The sequence below is a fragment of the Cellulophaga sp. 3_MG-2023 genome, assembly GCF_030546975.1.
In the GTDB taxonomy this organism is placed as follows: Bacteria; Bacteroidota; Bacteroidia; order Flavobacteriales; family Flavobacteriaceae; genus Cellulophaga.
This window is the reverse complement of sequence record NZ_JAUOPS010000001.1, coordinates 530,642-553,754: the sequence shown is the minus strand read 5'-3', so window position 1 is coordinate 553,754 and position 23,113 is coordinate 530,642. Positions and strand designations below refer to the sequence as shown.

Below are 23,113 nucleotides of genomic sequence, written 5' to 3'. Positions count from 1 at the left end.
ACCAGCCGCGAAATTACGTCTTTTAAATTGATTATCAACCTATATAACAATAATAGCGTATTATTTTCTTTTGCTAAACGGTCTAATAATTAACCCCAAGGGTCTATCATAGGTAAAATAGTTCGTCATCCATCCTATAAAAGCAGATAATTTATTTTTAAACCCTACTAGAGACATAATATGTATAAACATCCAAACCAACCAAGCAAAGGTTCCCTGGAATTTAAATTTAGGCAAATCTACAACTGCTTTTTTACGACCTATAGTTGCCATTACCCCTTTGTTCTTGTACACAAAAGGTTCTAACTCTTTATTATTAACTAATCTAATTATATTTTTTGCCAAGTGAGTACCTTGCTGTTGTGCCACTGGTGCTAACATTGGTAAACCTTTGGGATCTTCTTCAGAAATATGCGCAGCCACATCACCAATAGCAAAAATATCTTTAGTCTGCACTACTTGGTTGTATGCATCAATTGCAATACGGTTACCTCCTATTATAGCTTGTTTTGGCAAACCTTCTATTGGAGCTGCTTTTACACCTGCTGTCCAAATTACGGTATCAGTATAAAAACTATTATCACCTATCTGCAGCTTATTATTCTCATAAGAGCTTACTCTAGAGTTTAAGTGCACATTAACACCTAATTTGGTTAAATACAATAAACTCTTTGCAGAGGCCTGTTTAGACATAGCATTTAATAAATTAGAAGAAGCCTCATAAAGATTTATACTCATTTTAGAAATATCTAAATCTGGAAAATCTTTAGGCAACACGTGTTTTTTCATTTCTGCTAAAGCTCCTGCTAATTCTAAACCTGCAGGTCCTCCACCAACAATAGCAATATTTAAAATCTCGTCTAATGGCTCTTTATCTTTTTTTGCTAAAGCTTTTTCTAAATTCTGAAAAATATAGCTTCTTAAATTTAAAGCATCAGGAATAGATTTTAAAGTTAGCAGTTCATCTTTTATTGGTGCAAAATTGAAGAAATTATTTTGACTCCCAGTTGCTATTACTAAATAGTCATAACTAATAGTACCAATAGTTGTGTTTAGCTCTTTGGTTTTAGGATTAACAGCAATAACATTTGCCATTCTAAAAGTAACATTCTCATATCCTCTAAAAATACGCCTTACAGGGTATGCAATACTATCTGGCTCTAAACCTCCAGTGGCAATTTGGTACATTAGAGGCTGAAAATTATGGTAATTATTTTGATCTATTAGACGTACATCTACATTTTTGTTTTTAAAAGCTTTTGCTATAGTTATACCGCCAAAACCAGCACCTATAACTACTACTTTTTTTCTGTCTCCCATAAGTTTAAATTGTACTATAAAGATACAAAATAAGGATGTTTTTATAGGTTGATTTAGACCTTGTTTTACGTTAATAATAAGACAAAAAAAAGAGTCTATTCTTGCGAATAGACTCTTAGCTTAAAGCTTTTACTAGTATATGTTATAAAACTCTTACGTTTGCTGCGTTTAAACCTTTTTTACCTTCTGTAACCTCGTATTCAACTTCATCGCCTTCACGAATTTCGTCTACTAAACCAGAGATGTGTACAAAGATATCCTTACCTGAACCTTCTTCAGTGATAAAACCAAAACCTTTTTCATCGTTGAAGAATTTTACTGTTCCTTTACTCATTGTATTGTATTTATAATAAATTAATTTAAAACAAAAATACTACTAATAATCATATCTCCAAAATTTATTTAAAGACTTTATAATCAGTTAACTTAAACTTAATATTACAAATTATTTTTTTAATCAACTGTCAACTACTATTTTAGATAAATAAATACAAAATTATACTTCTCCTCTAGCAGGGTAGTCAGCTTTTAAAATATAATCTATTCCACCTAAAACATCTCTAAATTCTGGACGTCCAAAAGGCATAGATTGTATAGACTCCCAGTAAACTGTTTGGTCTGGTGTAATTAAAAACAGCCCTGGTTCTGCAAAAAACTCAGGCTCTTGCTTTATTCCACTAGAAATAAATAATCCCCATTTTCTTGCTTCATCAATAGAAAAGCTGTGTCCAAGCGGAATATCATTAATATCCCATTCTTTGTGTGTTGCTTTTGCTACCTCTTCTGTATCTGTGCTAATGGCAATAACATTAACGCCACGCTCTGTAAATTTAGGAAGCGATTTTTGTAATTGCTCTAATTGTTTTTGACAAACAGGACAATGTTTACCTCTATAAAAAAGAATTAAAGTAAAGTTTTCTGGTGATTGTTCACTCAACTTCCAAGTGGTATCATTTACTAACTCTATACTTAATTCTGGGGCTTTTTCTCTAGGTTTTATCATTCTATATTATTTTTTATTAAACTTAATTTATTGATGTTACCATCAACTAATGTTAAGTTACAAAAAATGAAAATCAATATAGAGCGTTTAACAAAGCCTAACACAAGTTTAACGTCTCCTTAAATTTAAGTACTACCAATCTATAGGTCTGTAATCTTTTAAGAATTTACCACTCCAATGTTTTCCTGTATTAATACCATCAATTAACGGATCCATAACACGTGCAGCACCATCTACAATGTCTAATGGAGGCTGAAAATCGTGTAATTCTGCTTTTCTTTTAGATAATTCTGCCGGATCTTCATCTGTAACCCAACCAGTATCTACAGCATTAATATAAATACCATCTTTTGCTAAACTACCAGCGGCAGTGTGTGTAAGCATATTTAAGGCTGCTTTAGCCATATTGGTATGCGGGTGCCTATCTTCTTTAAAGAATCTATGAAATTTACCTTCCATAGCAGAAACATTTATAATGTGCTTTTTACCTGTGTTTTCTTTCTTCATAACTTCAGAAAGTCGGTTACATAGTACAAACGGAGCAACAGAGTTTACCAATTGCACCTCTATCATTTCTGTAGTTTCAATTTCTCCAAGCTTTAAACGCCAGCTGTTTGTTTTACGTAAATCTACCTGTTGCAAATCTGCATCTAACTCTCCCTCTGGAAAAACTTCTGAAGTTTGTAATGAATTATCAAAACTATATGGTATTTGAGACAACTTTGCAGAAGCTCTAATTCCTATGCCTGGTTCTGGTCCGTGCCAAGTAACTGGCATATTTTTATTAGGAGATGCTCCAGAGGTTAACGCCTTTAACTCTTGCATACAACCCACGTGATCTTGTAATAAATCTGCAGCATACTTTGGTAAATCTGAAATTGGTTTTTCTTCATTAGCCATTAAGTGCGTGTAAAAACCTGCAGGCCTACGTACTGTTTGCGCTGCATTATTAATAAGAATATCTAAATTCTCGTACTTTTGTTCTATAAAATTACAGAAGATTTCTACACTAGGTATGTGTCTTAAATCTAAACCGTGAATTTTTAAACGATGTCCCCATTGTGTAAAATCTTCTTCTTTAGAAAAACGCAGAGCAGAATCTACCGGAAACCTTGTTGTTGCAACTACAGTAGCACCTGCACGCAATAACATTAATGTAATATGATAACCAATTTTTAATCTAGAACCCGTTATTACTGCAACCTGCCCTTTTAATTCTGTTGTTTGAAAACGCTTGGCATAGTTAAAATCTCCACAACTAGTACACATTTGGTCATAAAAATGATGTAACTTAGTAAACAAATCTTTACAAACGTAACAGTTTCTTGGCGACTCTAACTCCAACTCTTTTTGGTTAGATAAATCTGCCTCTGGTAACAATTTAGGAGCAACAAAAACTACAGCTTCACGGGCACTACGTATACCAGTTTCTTTACGAGCATTACGGTCCCTAGCATCTTGTTTACGTTTTTGTGCTTTTTTAGCATCTTTTTTTCTACGAGAAAACTCTTCTCTACTTGGTCTAGAAAGTTGACCAGCAGCTTTAATTAAAGTTGTTCTTTTTTCTTTAGAAATTTCAAAAATTTCATCGGTATTAGAAATTAAGTGTTCTAAAACAGAAATACACTTATCTATTTCTTCTTGTGATAATGCATTATCTGCATTAGTATTCTCTTCTTTCATACATTAAATAATGCTAATTCTAACTTTCTTCTTCTTTAACCTTGTATTATTTAGTTTTTCTACAAGTTTAGGGGCAATAACTGCAGGTACAGATACAAAAGTACAGTCTTGTTTAAGTTCTATAACTCCTAATTCATCCTTATTAATATTACCTTGTTTAAAAAATAAACCAGCAATATCACCTTTAGATATTTTATCTTTTCTACCCCCAGAAATAAATAAAGTTGTCCAATATGGTGGTTTTCTTGTGCCTGTTTTACTAATTTTTGCAACTGGTGCATTTTTAATGAAATCTGGTAAATCTTCTTCTTCCCACTTTAAAACATAGGCAGTTCCTTTAGCGTTTACACGCGCGGTTCTACCGTTTCTGTGTATAAATTCTTCATTTTTATAAGGCAACTCATAATGTATAATATATTTCATCTCTGGAATATCTATACCACGTGCAGCCAAATCTGTAGCTACAATAACATCATAAGTTCCGTTTCTAAATTTTAGTAAAGAACGTTCTCTATCTTTCTGTTCCATATCACCATGAAAACAGCCATGCGTAATATTATTTTTTTCTAAAAACCGACTAACTCCCTTTATACTTTCTCTTAAATTACAAAATATGATACCCGGGTTATTCCCTTCATTATTAAGTAAATTTAGTAACGTTCTTAACTTATCTCTATTAGGAGAAACTACAGTTTTAACTGCTAGTTTATTTTTATTTTCCTTTAAAAAATTAATAGTTACAGCTTTATCTAAACGTACAAATTTTGGAATAGTAACACCCTGTGTAGCAGAAGTTAAAATACGTCTATTTAAAGCAGGTAATAAACTAATAATATATTTCATTTCTTCTTCAAAACCTGTTTCTAAAGACTTATCAAACTCATCTAAAACAAGTGTCTTTATATATTTTGTAGAAAAACGTTCATTATCAAAATGGTCTGCAATTCTTCCTGGTGTACCAATTAATATTGCAGGTATGTGCTTAAGCTCTATTTTATCTTTAGACATTGCTCTACCACCATACACTGCATTAACTTTATAACCAGAACCCATAGAACGTATAACCTGTTCTATTTGTATGGCTAATTCTCTAGATGGCACTAAAATTAAAGCCTGTATTTCCTCTAAATCTGGATCTAACCTATCTATTAATGGCAACAAAAAGGCAAGTGTTTTACCTGTTCCTGTTGGCGATAATAATACTGTGTTAGTTGTATTTTCTATTACAGAAAGAGCCTCTTGCTGCATAGGGTTTAATTGATGAATATTTAATTTTTGTAAAATATCCTTTCTATTTTTAATTGTATTTGCCATACTATTTTATGCTATTAAAGCGTAAAGTTGTTATCTTCTAATGAGCTAGAACCAAGTTTTTTAGTTTGCCCTAAATGATGTGCTAAAATTTTATCTACCAATTCTTCTTTTGTTAAATGATGAAAAACGGTATGTACCTTTTCTTTAAATTCAGCAGATATAGTGTGATTAGGTTTTGTTTTAAAAATCTTTTTAGCCCAAAGTAATGTATTGTTTTCTTCAATACTACTAGCATCTGCTTTTTTAAACTTTTTAAAACTTAATCCTAATTCGTTTTCAAAATCTGTAATGTCTTTTTCTTCTTCTTTCTGCAAAATAGTTAAAGAAAACCCTTCTGCTCCTGCCCTTGCTGTACGTCCACTTCTATGCACGTAAGTTTCATAAACATCTGGTAAATGATAATTTACAACATAAGATATTTCTTTTACATCTAACCCACGAGCAGCCAAATCTGTAGCCACTAATATTTTTATGTGCCCTTCTCTAAACTGACCCATAATACGGTCTCTAATTGGTTGTGTTAAACTACCATGTAATGCGCCAGAAGAGAACTTATTTATAGCCAAGTTTTTTGCAAGTTTGTTAACTGCGGCTTTGGTTTTACAAAATATAATTCCTCTTTGCCCATCTCTAGAGTTTAAAAAGTGCATTAAAACCTCTAATTTTTCAATAGGTTCTACAACAACATATTGGTGATCTATACTAGTATTACCAACGGTTTCCATATTTACACTAACCTGTGTAACATGTTTAGATAAATAGTTTTGTACCATTTGCTTAATAGCGCCAGGCATTGTTGCTGTAAATAATATAGTTCTTTTATCTTTAGGTAATGCAGCTACAATAGTATCTAAACCATCTTTTAAGGAAGTTACCATTTCATCTGCCTCATCTAAAACAAGGTATTTAGAATTTTTTAGACTGATAGCGTTACGTTTTAACAAATCTATTAACCTACCAGGAGTAGCAATAACTATATGAGTGTTTTCTTTTAAACGTTCTATTTGCGGCTTTATAGGTGTACCACCACATATTGATGCTATTGAAACAGCAGGCATATGTGAAGCAAAAGAAACTAAATTGCTGTAAATTTGCTGACCTAATTCTCTTGTAGGTACAACTATTACAGCCTGTATATTGGCATTATCTTTATCTATTAATTGTATAAGTGGCAAACCAAAAGCTGCGGTTTTACCAGTACCTGTTTTTGCTAAACCAACAAAATCTTTGTTAGCCACTAGTAAAACCGGAATAGATTTTACTTGTATTTCTGTAGGAGTCGTAATTTCTAATTCGGCTAAACTTTTAAGAAGAGGAGCAGAAACTCCTAGTTTAGAAAACTTTTTTGACATAATATAATTTTGGGCAAAGATAGTCACTCTTTTCACTAGAATCCACAAAAAAATAGGGGATCTCTTTAGATATCATCTTACATTTGTAAAAAACAGTTGCTGTGCATCGAAAAAACCTACATAATACGCCTTATCAATTTAAAAAATTAATAGAAATACATATTTCTTTAGCTCCTTTTGTACACACTAATGAGTTTGATAACAGCACTATAGATTTTTTTAATCCTAATGCCATTTTAGAATTAAATAAAGCGCTATTAAAGCTACACTATAATGTTACTAATTGGAGTATACCTGAAAATTACCTTTGTGCGCCAATTCCAGGACGTGCAGACTACATACACCATATAGCAGACATACTTAACAAAGTAAATATAAATACACCTGTTAAGGGTTTAGATATTGGTGTGGGTGCCAATTGCATTTATCCAATACTAGGCAGCCAAATATACAATTGGAAAATGGTAGGTTCAGATATTAATGAAGTGGCTGTAGCATCTGCAAAACAAAATGTAACTGCAAATACTAATTTAGTTGATGCTATTGAAATTAGACATCAAAAAAACAATGCTAATATTTTTACAGGAATAATTAAATCTAATGAAAAGTTTGACTTTACAATGTGTAATCCGCCTTTTCATTCATCAGAAAAAGAAGCAAAAAAAGGCACACAACGCAAACTTAAAAATTTAAGAAAACAAGCTAATGAGCTAGAGCTTAACTTTGGTGGTATGGCTAATGAGCTTTGGTGTAATGGTGGCGAAGCTCTATTTTTAAAACGATTAATAAAAGAAAGTGTTTTATTTAAAGACCAGGTTACTGTTTTTACCAGCTTGGTATCTAAAAGCAATAACTTACCTAAATTACAAAAACAACTTACTAAACTAAAAGCTAGTTATTTTATAGTGCCTATGGAACAAGGCAATAAAAAAAGTAGAATTTTGGCTTGGAAATTTAATGACTAAATTCAAAATTACAAACTTCTAGTTTCATCACTTATCTTTACCTTTGCAAGGTTTAAAATTATACAATGCATAAAATTCACCCTAAAACATTACAAGACCTAGAATTTAACACCGTATTAGAGCACATTAACTTGCGCTGTAGTACAGAATTAGGGAAAGAATTAGCACTACACGTTACTCCTTTTAGTAGTAAAGAAGAAATTTTAGAAAATCTAGGAAAAACTAGTGAATACGTAGCATCTTACGATAATGAAAACCGTATACCAAATCACGGTTTTGATGCGATTACTAAAGAATTACATTTATTAAAAATAGAAAACGCAACATTAGAAATAGGAGGTTTTAAAAAAATTAGCAGTATTTGCAATACTATTGTTGTACATACTAAGTTTTTTAAAAAGTTTAAAGAATATTACCCATTATTAAGTAACTATTCTGAAACACTAAATGTGCTACCAGAAATACCAAACGCTATAGATGCTGTTATAGATAAGTTTGGCGAGGTTAAAGATAAAGCATCAAGCAAATTATACGATTTACGTAGAGAAATTAATTCTGTAAAAGGTAAAATTAACTCTAGTTTTTTATCTGCTTTAAACTCTTATAATTCTGCAGATTATTTAGACGAAATTAGAGAATCTGTAGTAGACAACAGGCGTGTTTTAGCTGTAAAAGCAATGTACAGAAAAAAGGTGAAAGGTGCCGTTATGGGGGCTTCTAAAACTGGTAGCATTGTTTATATAGAACCTGAAGCTACGTTACGCCATAGTAGAGAGTTAAACAATTTAGAATATGATGAAAAAGAAGAAGTAAATCTTATTTTAAAAGAATTAACAGCAGCAATTAGACCTTTTGATTATATTTTAGCTAGTTACCAAGAGTATTTAGCAGAAACAGACGTTACTGCTGCAAAAGCAAAGTATGCACAAGATACAAACTCTCTCTTACCAAAAATTAGTGAAGAAAGAACTATGTTTTTACGTGATGCCTACCACCCACTCTTGTACTTAACTAATACAAGGAAAAATGAAAAAACCTGGCCACAAACTATAGAACTAAAACAGGACAACAGAATTATTGTAATTTCTGGTCCTAATGCTGGTGGTAAAAGTATTACCTTAAAAACAATTGGTTTGCTACAGGTGATGTTACAAAGTGGTATGCTAATTCCTGTTCATGAACGTAGTACGGTTTGTTTGTTTGAAAAAATATTAACAGACATAGGAGATAATCAATCTATAGAAAACCACTTAAGCACCTATAGTTATCGCCTTAAAAATATGAATAGCTTTTTAAAGAAGTGTAATGATAAAACACTTTTTTTAATTGATGAATTTGGTACTGGTAGTGATCCTGAACTTGGTGGTGCATTGGCAGAAACTTTTTTAGAAGTTTTTTATGAGCGCGGTGCTTATGGTGTAATTACTACGCATTACGCCAATTTAAAAATGCTAGCTAATGAATTACCGCACGCTACAAATGCCAATATGTTGTTTGATGCTAAAAGTTTAGAGCCAACTTTTAAACTTGTATTAGGGCAAGCTGGTAGTTCTTTTACTTTTGAAGTTGCTCAAAAAAATGGTATTCCGTATAGCCTAATTAACAAAGCCAAAAAGAAAATAGAACGTGGTAAAGTCCGTTTTGATGCTACCATTGCTAAAATGCAAAAAGAGCGTAGTAAAATGGAAAAAACAGGTTCTAGACTACAAGAAGAAGAAACTAAAGCAAGGCAAGAATCTAGACGTTTAGAAGAGCTTAACACAAAAATAAAATCTAAGCTAGAAAACTACCAAGAATTGTACGACCATAACCAACGTATGATTTATTTAGGTAACAAGGTAAATGATGCTGCTGAAAAATATTTTCAGGATAACAAAAAGCGTGTGTTAGTCTCAGAACTAATACGTGTTGTAGAAACTGAAAATAGCAAACGTAAAAAGAAATCTGCAAAAGAAGTTAAAGCACAAAAAGCCAAAAAGAAACAAGTAGAGCAAGAAGTTGCTAAAAAGGTAGAGGTAATACGTGAAAAGAAAAAAGTAGAAAAGAAAAAAGCTATTGTTAAAGAAAAACTTAAACCTAAGTATATTTTTAAAATTGGTGATAGAGTCCGTATGCTAGATGGAAAAGCTGTTGGTAGTATAGATTCTTTAGAAAAAAACAAAGCTATTGTTAACTACGGATTATTTACTACAAATGTAAATGTAGATCAGTTAGAACTGGTACAGGCCAAAAAAAAATAAACAGCCAGCATTAAGCATTATGAAGTTTACAAAGACTACTTAAGAGGCCGACTGTTCCCCATTTTTAAAAAACTAATTTAAATTGTGATTGTAAGCCTTAAAACTTACGTTAAAGTAAATTTGTTTTATTTATAAATTGTATACCACTAATAAATATTAGTAGCGTTTATATACTAAATAAAAATAAACAGCCAGCATTAAGTTTAATGAAGTTACAAACCACTTAAGAGGCCGACTGTTCCCCAATTTTTAAACTAAATAATTTTTGTATTCAATTATTTAATTTTTAATATTTTCTTACACTGCAAAAGTAAGCCTAAACCAAATGTTTTTAAAGAAAACACCATGGACAAAGCATGGACAAGTGTTAATTTTTTCTTATAAAACACAAAAAAAATACAATTACAACTAGACTTCTACAAGTAACACACTATATACGTGCATTTATTAAAAATAGTTGTCAAAAAAATATATTTAGATTCAATTAACTGAAAAACAGTGTTTTAAAAATTAATTATATTCATTTTTTTACAGTTTTAATTACAAAAAACGAAAAATAATCGGTTTATTTTACTAACTAACAAATTAACATATTAATTTATTCTTTTATGAAGTTAATATATAGCCTATGTAAGTAAAAAGGGAAGGTTTAGATAGCTTACAAAGACATACAGCTGTTATTATGCTGTAAAATACTAAGTATATTCTGCCTGTTTCGTATACTAATTCTTTAATTTAGGGTATAAACAACAAGTATACTTTTAATAAATTAAAAAGTAAAACACCATTAACCAACAATCAAATAAAAAACAATACTAATGGACTTAGCATAGATTGGTTAAAAAACTATTATTTTAAACTTGAGTAAAAAAAAACTGGGCAATAATTAAATTGCCCAGTTAAACTAACTCAATTCTGTATAATTATTAACAGTTATTAAGACCATTACATAATTAAATGTAATCATAAGTAGGAAGCAAAATTTGAGAATAATTTAGAGCTAGTTATTTAGATGTATTTTATTGAATACTTAGAGACTAAAAATTGGAGAATAATCACCCGTATTATTACCAGAAACAGTGTATTTGGTACCAGTTATATCAAAAACTACAGTTCTTAATTTGTTACCTACATAAAAATTAAATGATGCACCTACAGTCTCTAAGGGTATATTTTTGATTAAAAGGTTATTAGAATTTTTAATGGTATATAAATTTAACGGCAATGCAATTCCTATGTTACCATCTCCATCTCCTGTTAGAAAGTACATAATTCTTTTACCAGATTTATCAAAGGCAATTGTTAAACTTTCGTATAGATCTTCTTCTTCATTTGATAAAACATATTCTTTATTTAACAAAGCTCCTATACCTTCTGTACCAAAACCTTGACTACTCCCTGCTCTTCCTAATCTCTCTATAGAAAGGTCTTCTAAAGAGGTGAAATTTTCCCAGGAATTTGAACTAACATATTTAAATTGTAACCCGTTTTTTGATATTGCTAGAAACTGTTTTTCATTATCTACACTGCTGTATTCTTCATTTTTTCTAAGATTTACAATAGCTCCTATACCATCAAACTCTCCACTGTCTTTATCACCAGTAAAGAATGGGTATTCACCAGCAAACAAATCAGTTACAGAAAAAGGACCTTCTAAAGCACCGTTAAAACTACGCATATATTTATCTCCAGAAGTATTTACAAGTATAAACTCTCCTTTATTGCGCTCAAAAGCTGCACCAACGCCTCCCATTTTATTTAAAATATTGCCTCTCCAATGCTTTGTTTGTATTGGTTCTCCATTATCAAAAAGAGGTTCGCAATTAGTTTCGTTATACTTTGTAGCAAGCTGTACACCAACTATTTGATTTGTATTTACACTACGTACCACATAACTTATAGGTAATCCAGAACCTATGTTAGCACTCTTGGACAGTAAGCTAACTAGAGAGCTTAAATTTGTTTCACCTATAGTAGATATAGTAGATTCTGTATCACCACCAAAAGCAATAACTTTTATATTAACATTTTTTAGCTCTTTTAAATGGTTAACCTCTAACTCTGCTTTAACTTTAGTGCTAAACACACCAAAACTAGCATTAGCAGCTACGTTTAGTTCTTGGTAAGATGAGCTTGTTTCTATCAACATATAATAAACTCTACCATAGGTAACATCACTAATATATGTAGCAGGATTATCTTCTTGTATATATTTAGCTAAATCTTCTGGTGTTACCGTGTCTGCAAATAAATCATCCTTACTAGTTGGCAAATTCATAGACATAGTGTAAAACGTTTGTTTTAACTTTACCAAGATTCTATTTTTATTGTCTCCGTTTTTAAAGTCAAAACTAGCACCTGCTTTTACAAAGGCAGATTTTATATCTAACCCCATACTAATAGCTAAAGCTTCTCTACTTTGCACTTGTTCATACTCAAAAGTAAAATTTGCTGGCGTTACATCTGGTGATGCTGCTATTATCTGGTTCATAGCATCTTGTATACTACTTTTAGACACCACATCTACAGTTACATTACTAGATATGTTACCATTTACCAAATCATAAGACACTGTTCCTCCGGCTCTATCAACTGCTATTACGTCTGGAGTTGTATTTTTAAGTGTTTTTCCCTGTAACAAGCTACCTGGATAAATTATTTTAGCATTTGGACTAAATAATGGAAATCCATCTTCTCCACCAGATTCCCTTTTTAAATCATAAGTAGTTGTTGTGCAACTCCAGTTTTCTATAGTTGAGTTACCCTGATCGTCTGTTGTAGTAATTGCTTGCTCACTTTGTGTAGAAGAAACCTCTATCTGTTGTTGTATTGGATCTTCTAAATCTTCACCAACAGCAAGAACAGCATTAAAACTACTCTTTTCGGATTCGTTATCTTTTTGCGAAGAATCATCTTCCTTACTACAAGACAACAATGATGTAAATAGTATTAAAAACATTAGTAGGTTTGTTTTAATACTATATGAATGCATTTGCTTCATAATATATTATTTTAAGATTTGAGAGGACAAAAATAATTTTTTACAAGCTCTTAAACATCAAATATACAATGGACAAAGTATGGACACGTATATTAAAAACTATACAAAACAAAGGACGTACAATATGATTTTATAAGAGCCAAAACTAACTCGTATCCCATAAAAATCAATAGGTTAAGTCAAAAATAAAAGTTTAAAAACCTCTTAATAAAAATCAAAAAATATATGGACAAATGAAGAATAATAGATTTTTATATATTTAAATTTTTAAAAAAATTAATATCTTAGATGCAAAGAAAGAAGGTAAAGTCCCCAATTATTTTATTCTTTATATAATTAACTTTATCAGAATTAACTTATGAAAACCATATTAATTACCTTTTTGGTAATAAGTGTTACAACTTTTTCTTTTAGTCAAAATAATCAAAAAATAGATAGCTTAAAAAATGTTTTACAAACTGAAGTATCAATAACTCAAAAATTAAAAATACTAGACAGTTTACATTCAAATCTTAAGTATAGTAATCCAAAGTTATCTTTAAAATACTCCTTAGAGGCATATAATTCTGCTAAATTAATATCAGATAAACCCAAAATAGTTTCTAGCGCATACAATAGTGCACTGGTATATAAAGTAATTCACAAATTAGATTCTTCTGTCTATTATCATAAAATTGCTATGTCACTAGCAAAGGAACTTAATGATGATGTAAGCTATGCTAAAGGCCTTAATGAGTTAGCTGATATTGAAAGGCAAAACTCTAATTTAGATAGGTCTTTAAAAATGTTTAACAAGGCCAAAGATATTTTTAAAAAGAATAATAAAACAACACTTTACAGCAATTGTATTGGTAATATAGCTAGTGTTTACCTAAGTAAAGGTCAGTATAGATTATCTCAAAAAATGTATATGGAGTCTTTAGGTATTTTAGACTCTATAGGAGAAAATAGCGTATCTAAAGCAGATATTACTGCCAAAATTGGTGAAATACAAAATCGTATTGGTAATTATAATGAAGCCATCACATATTACAATAAAGCTCTTGAAGTATATAAGTTAAAAGATGATAGTAATTGGATGTGTAATATGTACCTGCAAATAGGAACTGCTTTTGTTAATTTAAAAAGGTTTGATAAAGCTATTATAAATTTTACAAAGAGTTTAAAAATAGCAGAAGATCAAGGATTAGTATCTAATCAAGGTTTACTATATACCAACATTGGATCTGTATACAGAGAGTCTAAACAATTTGAAGAATCTAAAGTATACTTAGAAGAAAGCTTAAGGTTTCATGAAAGAGAAGGCTTTTTATATAACTATATAGATGTTTTAAAAGAACTAGGAAAGTTATATATAGATTTAGATGAACCAAAACAAGCAATTATATACCTAAACAAAGCTATAGAAAAATCTAAACCTATTAAAAGGCTAGACTATTTAATGGAGAATTACAAGTTACGCGCATTGGCTAATGAACAGCTTGGTAAAAGCAATTTAGCTCTGAGTGATTTAAAAAAGCATCAAAAATTTAAGGATAGTATTTACAACTTAAAAAAAATACAACAGATTGAAGAATTAAAAACTATATACGAAACTGAAAAAAAACAAACTCTACTAGCTCTTAACGAAGAAGAAATTAAAAACTTACAACAAAAAGATAAACTAAATGCCTTAACTATAAGTCTTTACGCTGCTGGTATGGTAGCTGTAATTTCTATTTCAATTATGCTGTTTTTTATATTTAAACACAGAATGAAGAAAAATATAAATAAACAGAAAAAACAAGATGAACTATATAGAAAAGAAATAGAGCACAAACAAAAAGAATTAGCTAGTTTAACAGTGCACTTAGTACAAAAGAACACGTTTACACAAGAACTTATAGATAATTTAAAGGAACTTAAAAATAACCCAGATAAATTTAAATTAGAATTTAGACGTATATTAATGCTATTAAAAAAACAAACTGCAGACGACAAAGATTGGGAATTATTTAAGTCTTACTTTGCAGATGTTCATAATGATTTTGATAATAAACTAAAAAAAATATACGCGGACATATCTGATAAAGAAATTAGACTCGCTGCTTTTTTAAGGATGAATTTATCTACTAAAGAAATCGCCGCTATCTTTAACGTACTACCAGACAGTATTTTAAAGTCTAAATATAGATTAAAAAAGAAGCTAAGTCTTAAACGAGAAGTAGATCTAAGTGATTTCTTAAATTCATTATAAAAACACTTTTATTTGTTTAAGGTATTTTATCTTTGCCTTGTGGTAGTAGATAAAAAAATTATTCTTTTTGATGGCGTTTGCAACTTATGCAACAACGCTATACAGTTTATTATTAAACATGATAAAAAAGACCAGTTTAGGTTTGCAACATTGCAAGGAGAAACTGGCAAAAAACTTATTACAGAACGCAATATAAACACATCTAAAATAGACTCTATTATTTTAATAGAACCTAACATTGCCTATTACATAAAATCTACTGCTGCACTAAAAATTGGTCGTAATTTTGGAGGTTTTTGGATATTTTTATGGGTTTTAGAACAAATTCCTGTTGATTTTAGAGATTGGGTATATAGTTATATTGCTAAAAACAGGTATAACTGGTTTGGAAAAAAAGATAATTGTATGATTCCTACTCCGGAATTAAAAGCTAAATTTTTAGATTAATTAGCATCTAATTAATATTATTAATCAATTACTTAACTTAATTTCACCTAAATATATTAATCTTTTTTTATGTACAGTTTAAATCAAATTTCATATTCACTGCACGACTATTTAGTTGACTTTGGTTTAGATGATATTTACGCTAAATACCTAAACACACTAATACTTTTAGTTCTTTTAGTTATTGTTCTCTATATTTTTGATTTTGTTTTAAGAAAGATTTTTATTTCTGTCTTTGCAAAATTTACAAGCATATCTAAAACCAATTTTGATGACTTTTTGGTTAAAAATAAGGTACCAAGAAATGTTGCTCACATAGTTCCTATTATTATTGCTTACAACGCTGTTCCATTGGTTTTTAACGGTTTTATAAAAGCACAAGGTGTAATTTTAAAAGGGTTAGAAGTTTTTGGTATTGTATTAACTCTTTGGGTAGTTAGGAGTTTGCTTAACACTTTAAAAGATTTCTTTAAAACATTACCAAATCTAAAAGACAAACCTATAGATAGTTACATACAAGTATTTATGATATTTTTATGGTCTATTGGTATTTTGTTAGCTATATCTATACTTACAGACATAGAACTTTGGAAATTTTTAACTGGTTTAGGTACGGCCTCTGCTGTAATATTATTAATTTTTAAAGACACCATACTTGGTTTTGTTGCCAGTATACAAGTATCTATAAATGATATGGTGCGTATTGGTGATTGGATTTCTTTTAATAATTACGGTGCAGATGGTGATGTTATAGAAATTAACCTTGCTACAGTTAAAGTACAAAACTTTGATAATACAATTACAACTATACCAACATACGCCTTAATTTCTGATTCTTTTAAAAACTGGAGAGGAATGACAAATTCTCCTGGACGTAGAATTAAACGTGCTTTAATAATTAAGCAAGAGAGTATTAAATTTTTAGCTCCAAAAGATATTCAAAAACTAAAAAAAATAAGTCTTATAACAGAGTATATTGTTGGCAGGCAAGAAACAATTACAGAGTACAACCAAAGTAACAACATAGATAAATCTATCTTAATAAACGGAAGAAACCTTACTAACATTGGTCTTTTTAGAAAGTATGCAGATACCTATTTAAAAAATCATTCTGCTATAAATAAAGATATGATGGTTATGGTTAGGCAGTTAGCCCCTACTGCACAAGGTATACCTTTAGAGGTTTATGCTTTTAGTAGTGATAAAAGATGGGAAAACTACGAGTATATAATGTCTGATATTTTTGATCATTTACTTGCTGCTATTCCATTTTTTGAATTAGAATTGTTTGAGCTTCCTAGCAGCACAAACTTTAAAAGTACTTCTAAACCGTAAACTAGCTCAAAAGTTAACTTTACTCACTCTAAAGACCACTTTACAAACTATTAGTTTTTTTCAAGTATTGCTATTCTTAGGTTTACGCAACCTTAAAAACTAATATTTATGAAAAAGCTACTTTATCTATTATTACTAATTCCCCTAGCAATAACTGCAAACGACAAAAAAACTCCTTCTACCATAAAAGAGGTTACAGTTTACTTAAATGGAGCACAAATTACACGCACAAGTAATTTTACGCTTAAAGAAGGTACAACCGAGTTAAAGTTTACTGGTTTATCTTCTAAAATTGATGAAAATAGCATTCAAATATCAGGGTTACAATCTGTTTCTATTTTAGCAATGGATTACGGTATTAACTATTTAGATAAGTTTATGGTAACTCCTGAAGCTACAAAATTACAAAATGAAGCCAAATTACTATCTAAAAAAATTCAACTATTAAAAAATAGAATATCTGGTTTACAAGAAGAAGAATTATTAATTACCAAAAACAGACAAGTAAGCGCAACTACAGAAAATTTAGACCTAGAGAAGCTTAAACAAATAAGTACTTACTACAGAAAACGCATTACTGAAATTAGAGATGAGATATTTACTATAAATAATGAAATAGAAAAAATAAGCACAACAATTAGAGATCTAAATTTACAAGTAAAAGAGCTTACAACTGGGCCTGCTATAGCGCAAGGAGAATTAGTTGTTAAGTTTGATGCCCCTGTAGACATTAACATAAACTTAATTTTGTCTTATGTTGTTTCAGATGCTGGTTGGGTGCCAACTTATGATATAAAATCTAAAAATACAGCCAGTAATCTTCAACTTAAATACAAAGCTAATGTGTACCAAAACACAGGTAATGAGTGGAAGAATGTAAAAATTAATTTATCAACCGGAAACCCTATAAAACAAACAACTAAACCGGTTATAGACACTAAATATCTAAACTTTACAAACGGGTACAATTACCAATCTAAAGCTATAAAAAAGAGTAAATATTATTACAATCCTTCAGTAAAAAAAGTAACAGGGGTGGTTACAGACGCATCCGGACAACCTTTACCTGGCTGTACTGTTTTAATAAAAGGCACTAACATAGGTACACAAACAGATTTTGATGGAAACTACACCATAGCAACCCATACTGGGCGAGAATTACAGTTTTCTTACATAGGAATGCAAACAACAGAACTACCAATTTATGCATCTATAATAAACACAAAATTAGATGAAGATAATGAAGCCTTAGATGAAGTTGTAGTTACAGGTTACTCTAGTTCTTTACAAGGTAAGGTAGCGGGCGTAAAAGTTAGAGGAACATCTACCCTAACTACAAATAAACCAGAATTGCCTTTGTATATTGTAGACGGCGTGCCAATGGAAAATTTTATAGAAGGTGATATTGATGCCAACGATATACAATCTTTAGAAAAATTAAATGGAGTTTCTGCAACTGCTGTTTACGGTTCTAGAGCTACTAATGGTGTGATTGTAATTACTACTAAAAAGAGTACTACAGAAGACGATGTTACCAATACAACTTTTGCAATTAAAAAACCGTATTCTATTAAGTCTGATGGAGATATAATAGCCATAGAAATTAATACCTTTAATTTAGATGCTACATACGAGTACCTTTCTATACCCGTATTAAATGAAAATGTTTTTTTAACTGCATCGTTTAAAAACTGGGAACAATACAATTTATTACCTGGTGAGGCTAACATATACTTTAAAGGTGGTTTTGCTGGTAAAACGGTAATAGATCCATACAAAACAACAAAAGAAATGGTAGTTTCTTTAGGTGTAGATGCAGGTATTACAGTTACAAGAAAGCAAGATCGAAACTTTAAAGGTAAATCTCTATTTGGTAATAATCGTGTGTTAAACAGAGCGTATGATTTAGAAATTAAGAATAATAAAAGCACAGCGATTACCGTAAAGTTAATAGACAGGATTCCGTTATCTGAAAATAAAGAGATTAAAGTAAGTGAAATAGAAACATACAATGCAAATTATAATGACGCTAAAGGTTTGCTAACGTGGAAAATAGATTTAAATAGTAAAGAAACACAAAAAGAACGTTTTTCTTACCAAGTTAAATATCCTAAAAACAAACATATCTCTTTATAATTTACAAACTTATTTAACATACAATTATGATCATATTAATAATCCTATTTATAGCTATCGTCTTATTTTTCATTTTTAATTGGGCTTTAAAAAAAAGCAATAGAATTGCTTTAAAATATAAAAAAATTACTGCAATAGGACTATCTATTGTTTTTGCTCCATTAACATACATCTTTAGCATATATTGTTTTGTAGCAATAATTTCCTACTATCCTAAACATCAGTTTAATCAACAAAAATGGAACAACAATCCTGAGCAACGTTATGAGTTATCTACTGATATAATTGAGAGTAATATGCTAATTGGTAAAACTAGAACAGAAGTTATACAATTATTAGGTGAAGATTTTTATGAATACAACCCAGAACATATTGCTTATATATTGGGGTTTAAACCTGGTATTTTTAGTATTGATACAGACGCATTAGATATTATTTTTAAAGACAATATAGTTATAAAAGTAAAACAGCATCAAACTTAATTGTTTGATGCTGCTTTTATATATTAAAAGTAGTTATGCTACTTTACTTCGTCATAATTATCATCCCAATTTTTAGCCTTAGGATTATCATGTAATTTACCAGCAGATTTAGCAACAATCATAGATACTGTAGCATCTCCTGTAACATTTACTACGGTTCTACACATATCTAATGGTCTGTCTACAGCAAAAATTAACGCCAATGCAACAGGGTATAAATCTGCCGGAAAACCAATAGCTTCCAACACTATAACCAACATTACCATACCTGCTCCTGGTACTGCTGCAGAACCTATAGAAGCCAATAATGCGGTTAATACAATAGATAGTTGGTTTCCAAAAGTTAAACCTTCTGGCCAAAGTACCTGCATAATAAATACAGCAGCTACAGCTTGGTATAAACTTGTACCATCCATATTAATTGTAGCTCCAACTGGTAAAACAAAGCTTGATACCTCCTTATCTACCCCAATGTGCTCTTCTACCCTTTCCATAGTTACTGGCAAAGTTGCCGCACTAGAACTAGTAGAAAAAGCTAATAATTGAGCTGGACTCATTTGTTTTAAAAACCAAATAGGATTCTTTTTTGTATAAAAATATACTAGAGAACAGTAAAAAGCTATCATTAGTATCAACCCTAAAACAACTACTCCTGCATAAGATAGTAACTTCTGTAAAATTTCTGGATCATCTGCAGTAACTACAACCTGACTTAATAATGCAAATACAGCAAAAGGAGCGGCAAGCATAATTAAATCTACCATTTTAAGAATAACATCATTTAGTGAGTCAAAAAAATCTTTTAAAGGTTTAGATCTTTTTTCACCAACTAACAACATAGATATTCCCATAAAAATAGTAAAGAATATAACTTGTAACATTAGTTTATTATTACTCATAGCTGCCAAGGCATTGCTAGGTACCATATCTACTAAAAACTGCAATGGGCCACTTTCTTTTTGTGTTGTAGCTTCCGCAATTTTACCTTGCAAACCACTATCGTTAGCATAGGTATTAGTTAATTTTGTTATAGTTTCTTGAGAAATACCTTCACCTGGCTGCAATACATTTACTAGTACAAGGCCTATGGTAATAGCTATTACTGTTGTAAACATATAAATACCAATAGTTTTAAAACCGATATTTCTAAATTTGGAAATATCTTTTAAGTCTGATATTCCTTTAATTAATGATGCAAGTATTAACGGAACCGCAATTAACTTTAGGAGGTTCACAAATATTTGTCCAAATGGTCCAATCCAGTCTAGTATAAAATCTTTGCCCCATGTAAGTTGTGCCATGCCAAAACCAAAGAGGATACCAAAAACCATCCCTATCATAATCTGCCAGTGCAGCTCCAATTTCTTCATACTTCTATTTTATAAAAATTTTTGTGAGTAATATACCATTTTGGTCTGTTACGTTCCAAATAAAATTGAATCAATAATTTTTAACATCAATTATTACTAATAATTCAATGTAAAAATATCTGTCAATTATTTAATACTGTTGTTTATTAAGGTGTAATCTGCTAAAACTAAAGCTGCCATTGCCTCAACAATTGGTACGGCTCTTGGCACAACACAAGGGTCATGACGACCTTTACCTTGAGTTTTCACCATATTACCATCCTTATCTATTGTTTCATAAGGCTGTATAATAGTAGCAACAGGTTTAAACGCTACGTTAAAATAAATATCCATACCATTGCTTATACCACCTTGTATACCACCACTAAAGTTGGTTTTTGTTGTGCCATCTGTATTAAATTGGTCGTTATGCTCACTACCTTTCATAGCTACACCGCTAAAACCACTACCATATTCAAAACCTTTTACAGCATTAATACTAAGCATTGCTTTTCCTAATTCTGCGTGCAATTTATCAAAAGCTGGCTCACCTAAACCAATTGGCACATTTTGTAGAACACAAGTAATAACACCACCAATAGTATCTCCTTGTTTTTTAATATCCTTAATGTATGTTTCCATTTTAGCAGCCATATCTTGGTCTGGACAACGTACAGGGTTTAACTCTGTATCTGCTAAATTTAAATCGGTGTAGTTTTTATTTAATTTTAATTCTCCTACCTGAGAAACATAAGCATTAATTTTTATGTTAGATAAAAATTGCTTTGCAATTGCACCAGCTACTACTCTACTAGCAGTTTCACGAGCAGAACTACGTCCGCCACCACGGTAATCTCTAAATCCATATTTTTTATCATACACATAATCTGCATGTGACGGCCTGTAAGAGTCTTTTATATGTGAGTAATCATGAGATTTTTGGTTAGTATTGCGTATGGCAAACCCAATTGGAGTCCCTGTAGTTTTACCTTCAAAAATACCAGAAAAAAATTCTACCTCGTCTGGCTCTTTACGCTGTGTAACTATTTTAGATTGTCCAGGTTTTCTTCGGTTTAATTCTGTTTGTATAGCATCTAGATCTATTTCTATGCCTGCTGGGCAACCATCTAATACTCCGCCTATTGCTACTCCGTGTGATTCTCCAAAGGTTGCTACCTTAAAAAGGTTACCAAAAGTGTTTCCTGCCATCTAATTATTTTATTGGTATGTATAAGTTCCAAAGATAATTTATAAGCATCAGAATATAAAATTTAGATATGTCTTAATGTACACTTAACACAATCATCACAAAATTTTCATTAGTTGTTTATATTCAGTTCATATATAAAGGGTTAGTTTGTATAAACTGGTAAAGATGAAGAAAAGAAAAATTGAGGTTGCTGTTATTTCTGACGTTCACTTGGGTACTTATGGTTGTCATGCAGACGAAATACTAATTTATTTAAATAGTATTGACCCAAAAATTTTAATATTAAATGGAGATATTGTAGATGTTTGGCAATTTAGCAAGCGGTACTTTCCATCTTCACATATGAAAGTTTTAAAAAAAATTATTGGTATGGCCTCTAAGGGCGTACGAGTATATTACATTACTGGTAACCATGATGAAATGCTACGTAAATTTAGCGGTACAATTATGGGTAATGTGCATATTGTAGATAAACTTGTTTTAGATTTAGACGGAAAAAAAGGGTGGTTTTTTCATGGTGATGTTTTTGATGCTTCTATTACAAATGCTAAATGGTTAGCTAAATTAGGTGGTAAAGGATATGATTTATTAATATTAATAAATAGAGCCTTAAATTGGGGATTATCTAAAATGGGAAGAGAAAAGTATTCTTTATCTAAACGAATTAAAAACAGTGTAAAAGGTGCTGTAAAATATATTAGTAATTTTGAAGAAACTGCTGTTAATTTAGCCATTGAAAAAGGATATGATTATGTTGCTTGCGGACACATACACCAGCCTAAAAAAGAGTTAAAAGAAAACAAATATGGCCGCTGCGTATATTTAAACTCTGGAGATTGGATAGAAAATCTAACTGCTTTAGAATATTCTTTTAAGCGTTGGAAACTATACCAATACAATCATGATAAATTATCCCCTTTTTTTGCTGACGAAGAAATAAAAAATATGGATATGCAAGAGCTTATAAACTCTATTACCAGCAATAATCCTATTAAAAATGGTAATAAAATTGAAGATAACACTACAGAATAGAAACACTT

17 protein-coding genes are annotated in these 23,113 nt (G+C 30.6%); 8 read left to right on the top strand and 9 right to left on the bottom strand.

What is annotated here, in order from left to right; genetic code table 11:
* Positions 1 to 60: 60 nt before the first annotated feature.
* The 6 genes from Q4487_RS02210 to Q4487_RS02185 form a co-directional block, all read right to left on the bottom strand.
* Positions 61 to 1,320, bottom strand: coding sequence for an NAD(P)/FAD-dependent oxidoreductase (locus tag Q4487_RS02210; RefSeq protein WP_303544294.1), 1,260 nt, complete (start codon positions 1,318 to 1,320; stop codon positions 61 to 63).
* A 142-nt stretch (positions 1,321 to 1,462) separates the two neighbouring features.
* The gene (locus Q4487_RS02205; protein WP_013622397.1) at positions 1,463 to 1,654 is read right to left on the bottom strand and encodes a cold-shock protein; all 192 of its coding nucleotides are present in this window, start codon (positions 1,652 to 1,654) and stop codon (positions 1,463 to 1,465) included.
* A 162-nt stretch (positions 1,655 to 1,816) separates the two neighbouring features.
* Complete coding sequence (locus Q4487_RS02200) at positions 1,817 to 2,323, bottom strand: peroxiredoxin-like family protein (RefSeq protein WP_303571873.1); 507 nt, start codon at positions 2,321 to 2,323, stop codon at positions 1,817 to 1,819.
* A gap of 132 nt (positions 2,324 to 2,455) precedes the next feature.
* Entirely contained in the window at positions 2,456 to 4,006 is a 1,551-nt protein-coding gene (locus Q4487_RS02195) for an SDR family oxidoreductase (protein ID WP_303542826.1), read from the bottom strand.
* A 3-nt stretch (positions 4,007 to 4,009) separates the two neighbouring features.
* The gene (locus Q4487_RS02190; RefSeq protein WP_303542825.1) at positions 4,010 to 5,320 is read right to left on the bottom strand and encodes a DEAD/DEAH box helicase; all 1,311 of its coding nucleotides are present in this window, start codon (positions 5,318 to 5,320) and stop codon (positions 4,010 to 4,012) included.
* Positions 5,321 to 5,334: 14 nt separating this feature from the next.
* Positions 5,335 to 6,672: a DEAD/DEAH box helicase gene (locus Q4487_RS02185; protein WP_303542824.1), complete on the bottom strand. Its 1,338-nt coding sequence runs from the start codon at positions 6,670 to 6,672 to the stop codon at positions 5,335 to 5,337.
* Between the two features lie 101 nt (positions 6,673 to 6,773).
* Here Q4487_RS02185 and rlmF point away from each other — a divergent pair, with 101 nt between their 5' ends.
* Positions 6,774 to 7,637, top strand: coding sequence for a 23S rRNA (adenine(1618)-N(6))-methyltransferase RlmF (rlmF, locus tag Q4487_RS02180; protein ID WP_303542823.1), 864 nt, complete (start codon positions 6,774 to 6,776; stop codon positions 7,635 to 7,637).
* A gap of 65 nt (positions 7,638 to 7,702) precedes the next feature.
* Complete coding sequence (locus Q4487_RS02175) at positions 7,703 to 9,877, top strand: DNA mismatch repair protein MutS (RefSeq protein ID WP_303542822.1); 2,175 nt, start codon at positions 7,703 to 7,705, stop codon at positions 9,875 to 9,877.
* Positions 9,878 to 10,907: 1,030 nt separating this feature from the next.
* On the opposite strand, the gene Q4487_RS02170 is transcribed toward Q4487_RS02175, so the two are convergent.
* Positions 10,908 to 12,878 (bottom strand): thiol-activated cytolysin family protein, encoded by a 1,971-nt coding sequence (locus Q4487_RS02170; protein WP_303542821.1) that lies wholly within the window; start codon positions 12,876 to 12,878, stop codon positions 10,908 to 10,910.
* Positions 12,879 to 13,236: 358 nt separating this feature from the next.
* Between Q4487_RS02170 and Q4487_RS02165 the strand changes: the two genes are divergently transcribed.
* From Q4487_RS02165 to Q4487_RS02145, 5 genes are all read left to right on the top strand, one after another.
* A complete protein-coding gene (locus tag Q4487_RS02165; protein ID WP_303542819.1) occupies positions 13,237 to 15,114 on the top strand; it encodes a tetratricopeptide repeat protein in 1,878 nt (625 codons plus the stop codon).
* A gap of 39 nt (positions 15,115 to 15,153) precedes the next feature.
* Positions 15,154 to 15,561: a thiol-disulfide oxidoreductase DCC family protein gene (locus Q4487_RS02160; protein ID WP_303542817.1), complete on the top strand. Its 408-nt coding sequence runs from the start codon at positions 15,154 to 15,156 to the stop codon at positions 15,559 to 15,561.
* 69 nt (positions 15,562 to 15,630) lie between these two features.
* A complete protein-coding gene (locus Q4487_RS02155) occupies positions 15,631 to 16,896 on the top strand; it encodes a mechanosensitive ion channel family protein (protein WP_100896054.1) in 1,266 nt (421 codons plus the stop codon).
* A 108-nt stretch (positions 16,897 to 17,004) separates the two neighbouring features.
* The gene (locus Q4487_RS02150) at positions 17,005 to 19,032 is read left to right on the top strand and encodes a DUF4139 domain-containing protein (protein WP_303542815.1); all 2,028 of its coding nucleotides are present in this window, start codon (positions 17,005 to 17,007) and stop codon (positions 19,030 to 19,032) included.
* 26 nt (positions 19,033 to 19,058) lie between these two features.
* The gene (locus tag Q4487_RS02145) at positions 19,059 to 19,514 is read left to right on the top strand and encodes a hypothetical protein (RefSeq protein ID WP_303542813.1); all 456 of its coding nucleotides are present in this window, start codon (positions 19,059 to 19,061) and stop codon (positions 19,512 to 19,514) included.
* Positions 19,515 to 19,552: 38 nt separating this feature from the next.
* Here the strand turns inward: Q4487_RS02145 and Q4487_RS02140 are convergent, their stop codons facing one another.
* Together Q4487_RS02140 and aroC are read right to left on the bottom strand one after the other, a co-directional pair.
* On the bottom strand, positions 19,553 to 20,884 hold the full coding sequence (locus Q4487_RS02140) for a dicarboxylate/amino acid:cation symporter (RefSeq protein WP_303542811.1): 1,332 nt from the start codon (positions 20,882 to 20,884) through the stop codon (positions 19,553 to 19,555).
* Positions 20,885 to 21,010: 126 nt separating this feature from the next.
* The gene (gene aroC / locus Q4487_RS02135; protein WP_303542809.1) at positions 21,011 to 22,072 is read right to left on the bottom strand and encodes a chorismate synthase; all 1,062 of its coding nucleotides are present in this window, start codon (positions 22,070 to 22,072) and stop codon (positions 21,011 to 21,013) included.
* Positions 22,073 to 22,238: 166 nt separating this feature from the next.
* Between aroC and Q4487_RS02130 the strand changes: the two genes are divergently transcribed.
* Positions 22,239 to 23,105 carry a UDP-2,3-diacylglucosamine diphosphatase gene (locus Q4487_RS02130; protein WP_100896059.1) on the top strand — a complete coding sequence of 289 codons (867 nt, stop codon included), beginning with the start codon at positions 22,239 to 22,241 and terminating at the stop codon, positions 23,103 to 23,105.
* Positions 23,106 to 23,113: the final 8 nt, after the last annotated feature.

Coding starts and splice junctions, on each gene's coding strand:
- Q4487_RS02210 (WP_303544294.1), bottom strand. CDS start 1,320: ATGGGAGACAGAAAAAAAGTAGTAGTTATAGGTGCTGGTTTTGGCGGT.
- Q4487_RS02205 (WP_013622397.1), bottom strand. CDS start 1,654: ATGAGTAAAGGAACAGTAAAATTCTTCAACGATGAAAAAGGTTTTGGT.
- Q4487_RS02200 (WP_303571873.1), bottom strand. CDS start 2,323: ATGATAAAACCTAGAGAAAAAGCCCCAGAATTAAGTATAGAGTTAGTA.
- Q4487_RS02195 (WP_303542826.1), bottom strand. CDS start 4,006: ATGAAAGAAGAGAATACTAATGCAGATAATGCATTATCACAAGAAGAA.
- Q4487_RS02190 (WP_303542825.1), bottom strand. CDS start 5,320: ATGGCAAATACAATTAAAAATAGAAAGGATATTTTACAAAAATTAAAT.
- Q4487_RS02185 (WP_303542824.1), bottom strand. CDS start 6,672: ATGTCAAAAAAGTTTTCTAAACTAGGAGTTTCTGCTCCTCTTCTTAAA.
- Q4487_RS02175 (WP_303542822.1), top strand. CDS start 7,703: ATGCATAAAATTCACCCTAAAACATTACAAGACCTAGAATTTAACACC.
- Q4487_RS02170 (WP_303542821.1), bottom strand. CDS start 12,878: ATGAAGCAAATGCATTCATATAGTATTAAAACAAACCTACTAATGTTT.
- Q4487_RS02165 (WP_303542819.1), top strand. CDS start 13,237: ATGAAAACCATATTAATTACCTTTTTGGTAATAAGTGTTACAACTTTT.
- Q4487_RS02155 (WP_100896054.1), top strand. CDS start 15,631: ATGTACAGTTTAAATCAAATTTCATATTCACTGCACGACTATTTAGTT.
- Q4487_RS02150 (WP_303542815.1), top strand. CDS start 17,005: ATGAAAAAGCTACTTTATCTATTATTACTAATTCCCCTAGCAATAACT.
- Q4487_RS02145 (WP_303542813.1), top strand. CDS start 19,059: ATGATCATATTAATAATCCTATTTATAGCTATCGTCTTATTTTTCATT.
- Q4487_RS02140 (WP_303542811.1), bottom strand. CDS start 20,884: ATGAAGAAATTGGAGCTGCACTGGCAGATTATGATAGGGATGGTTTTT.
- aroC (WP_303542809.1), bottom strand. CDS start 22,072: ATGGCAGGAAACACTTTTGGTAACCTTTTTAAGGTAGCAACCTTTGGA.
- Q4487_RS02130 (WP_100896059.1), top strand. CDS start 22,239: ATGAAGAAAAGAAAAATTGAGGTTGCTGTTATTTCTGACGTTCACTTG.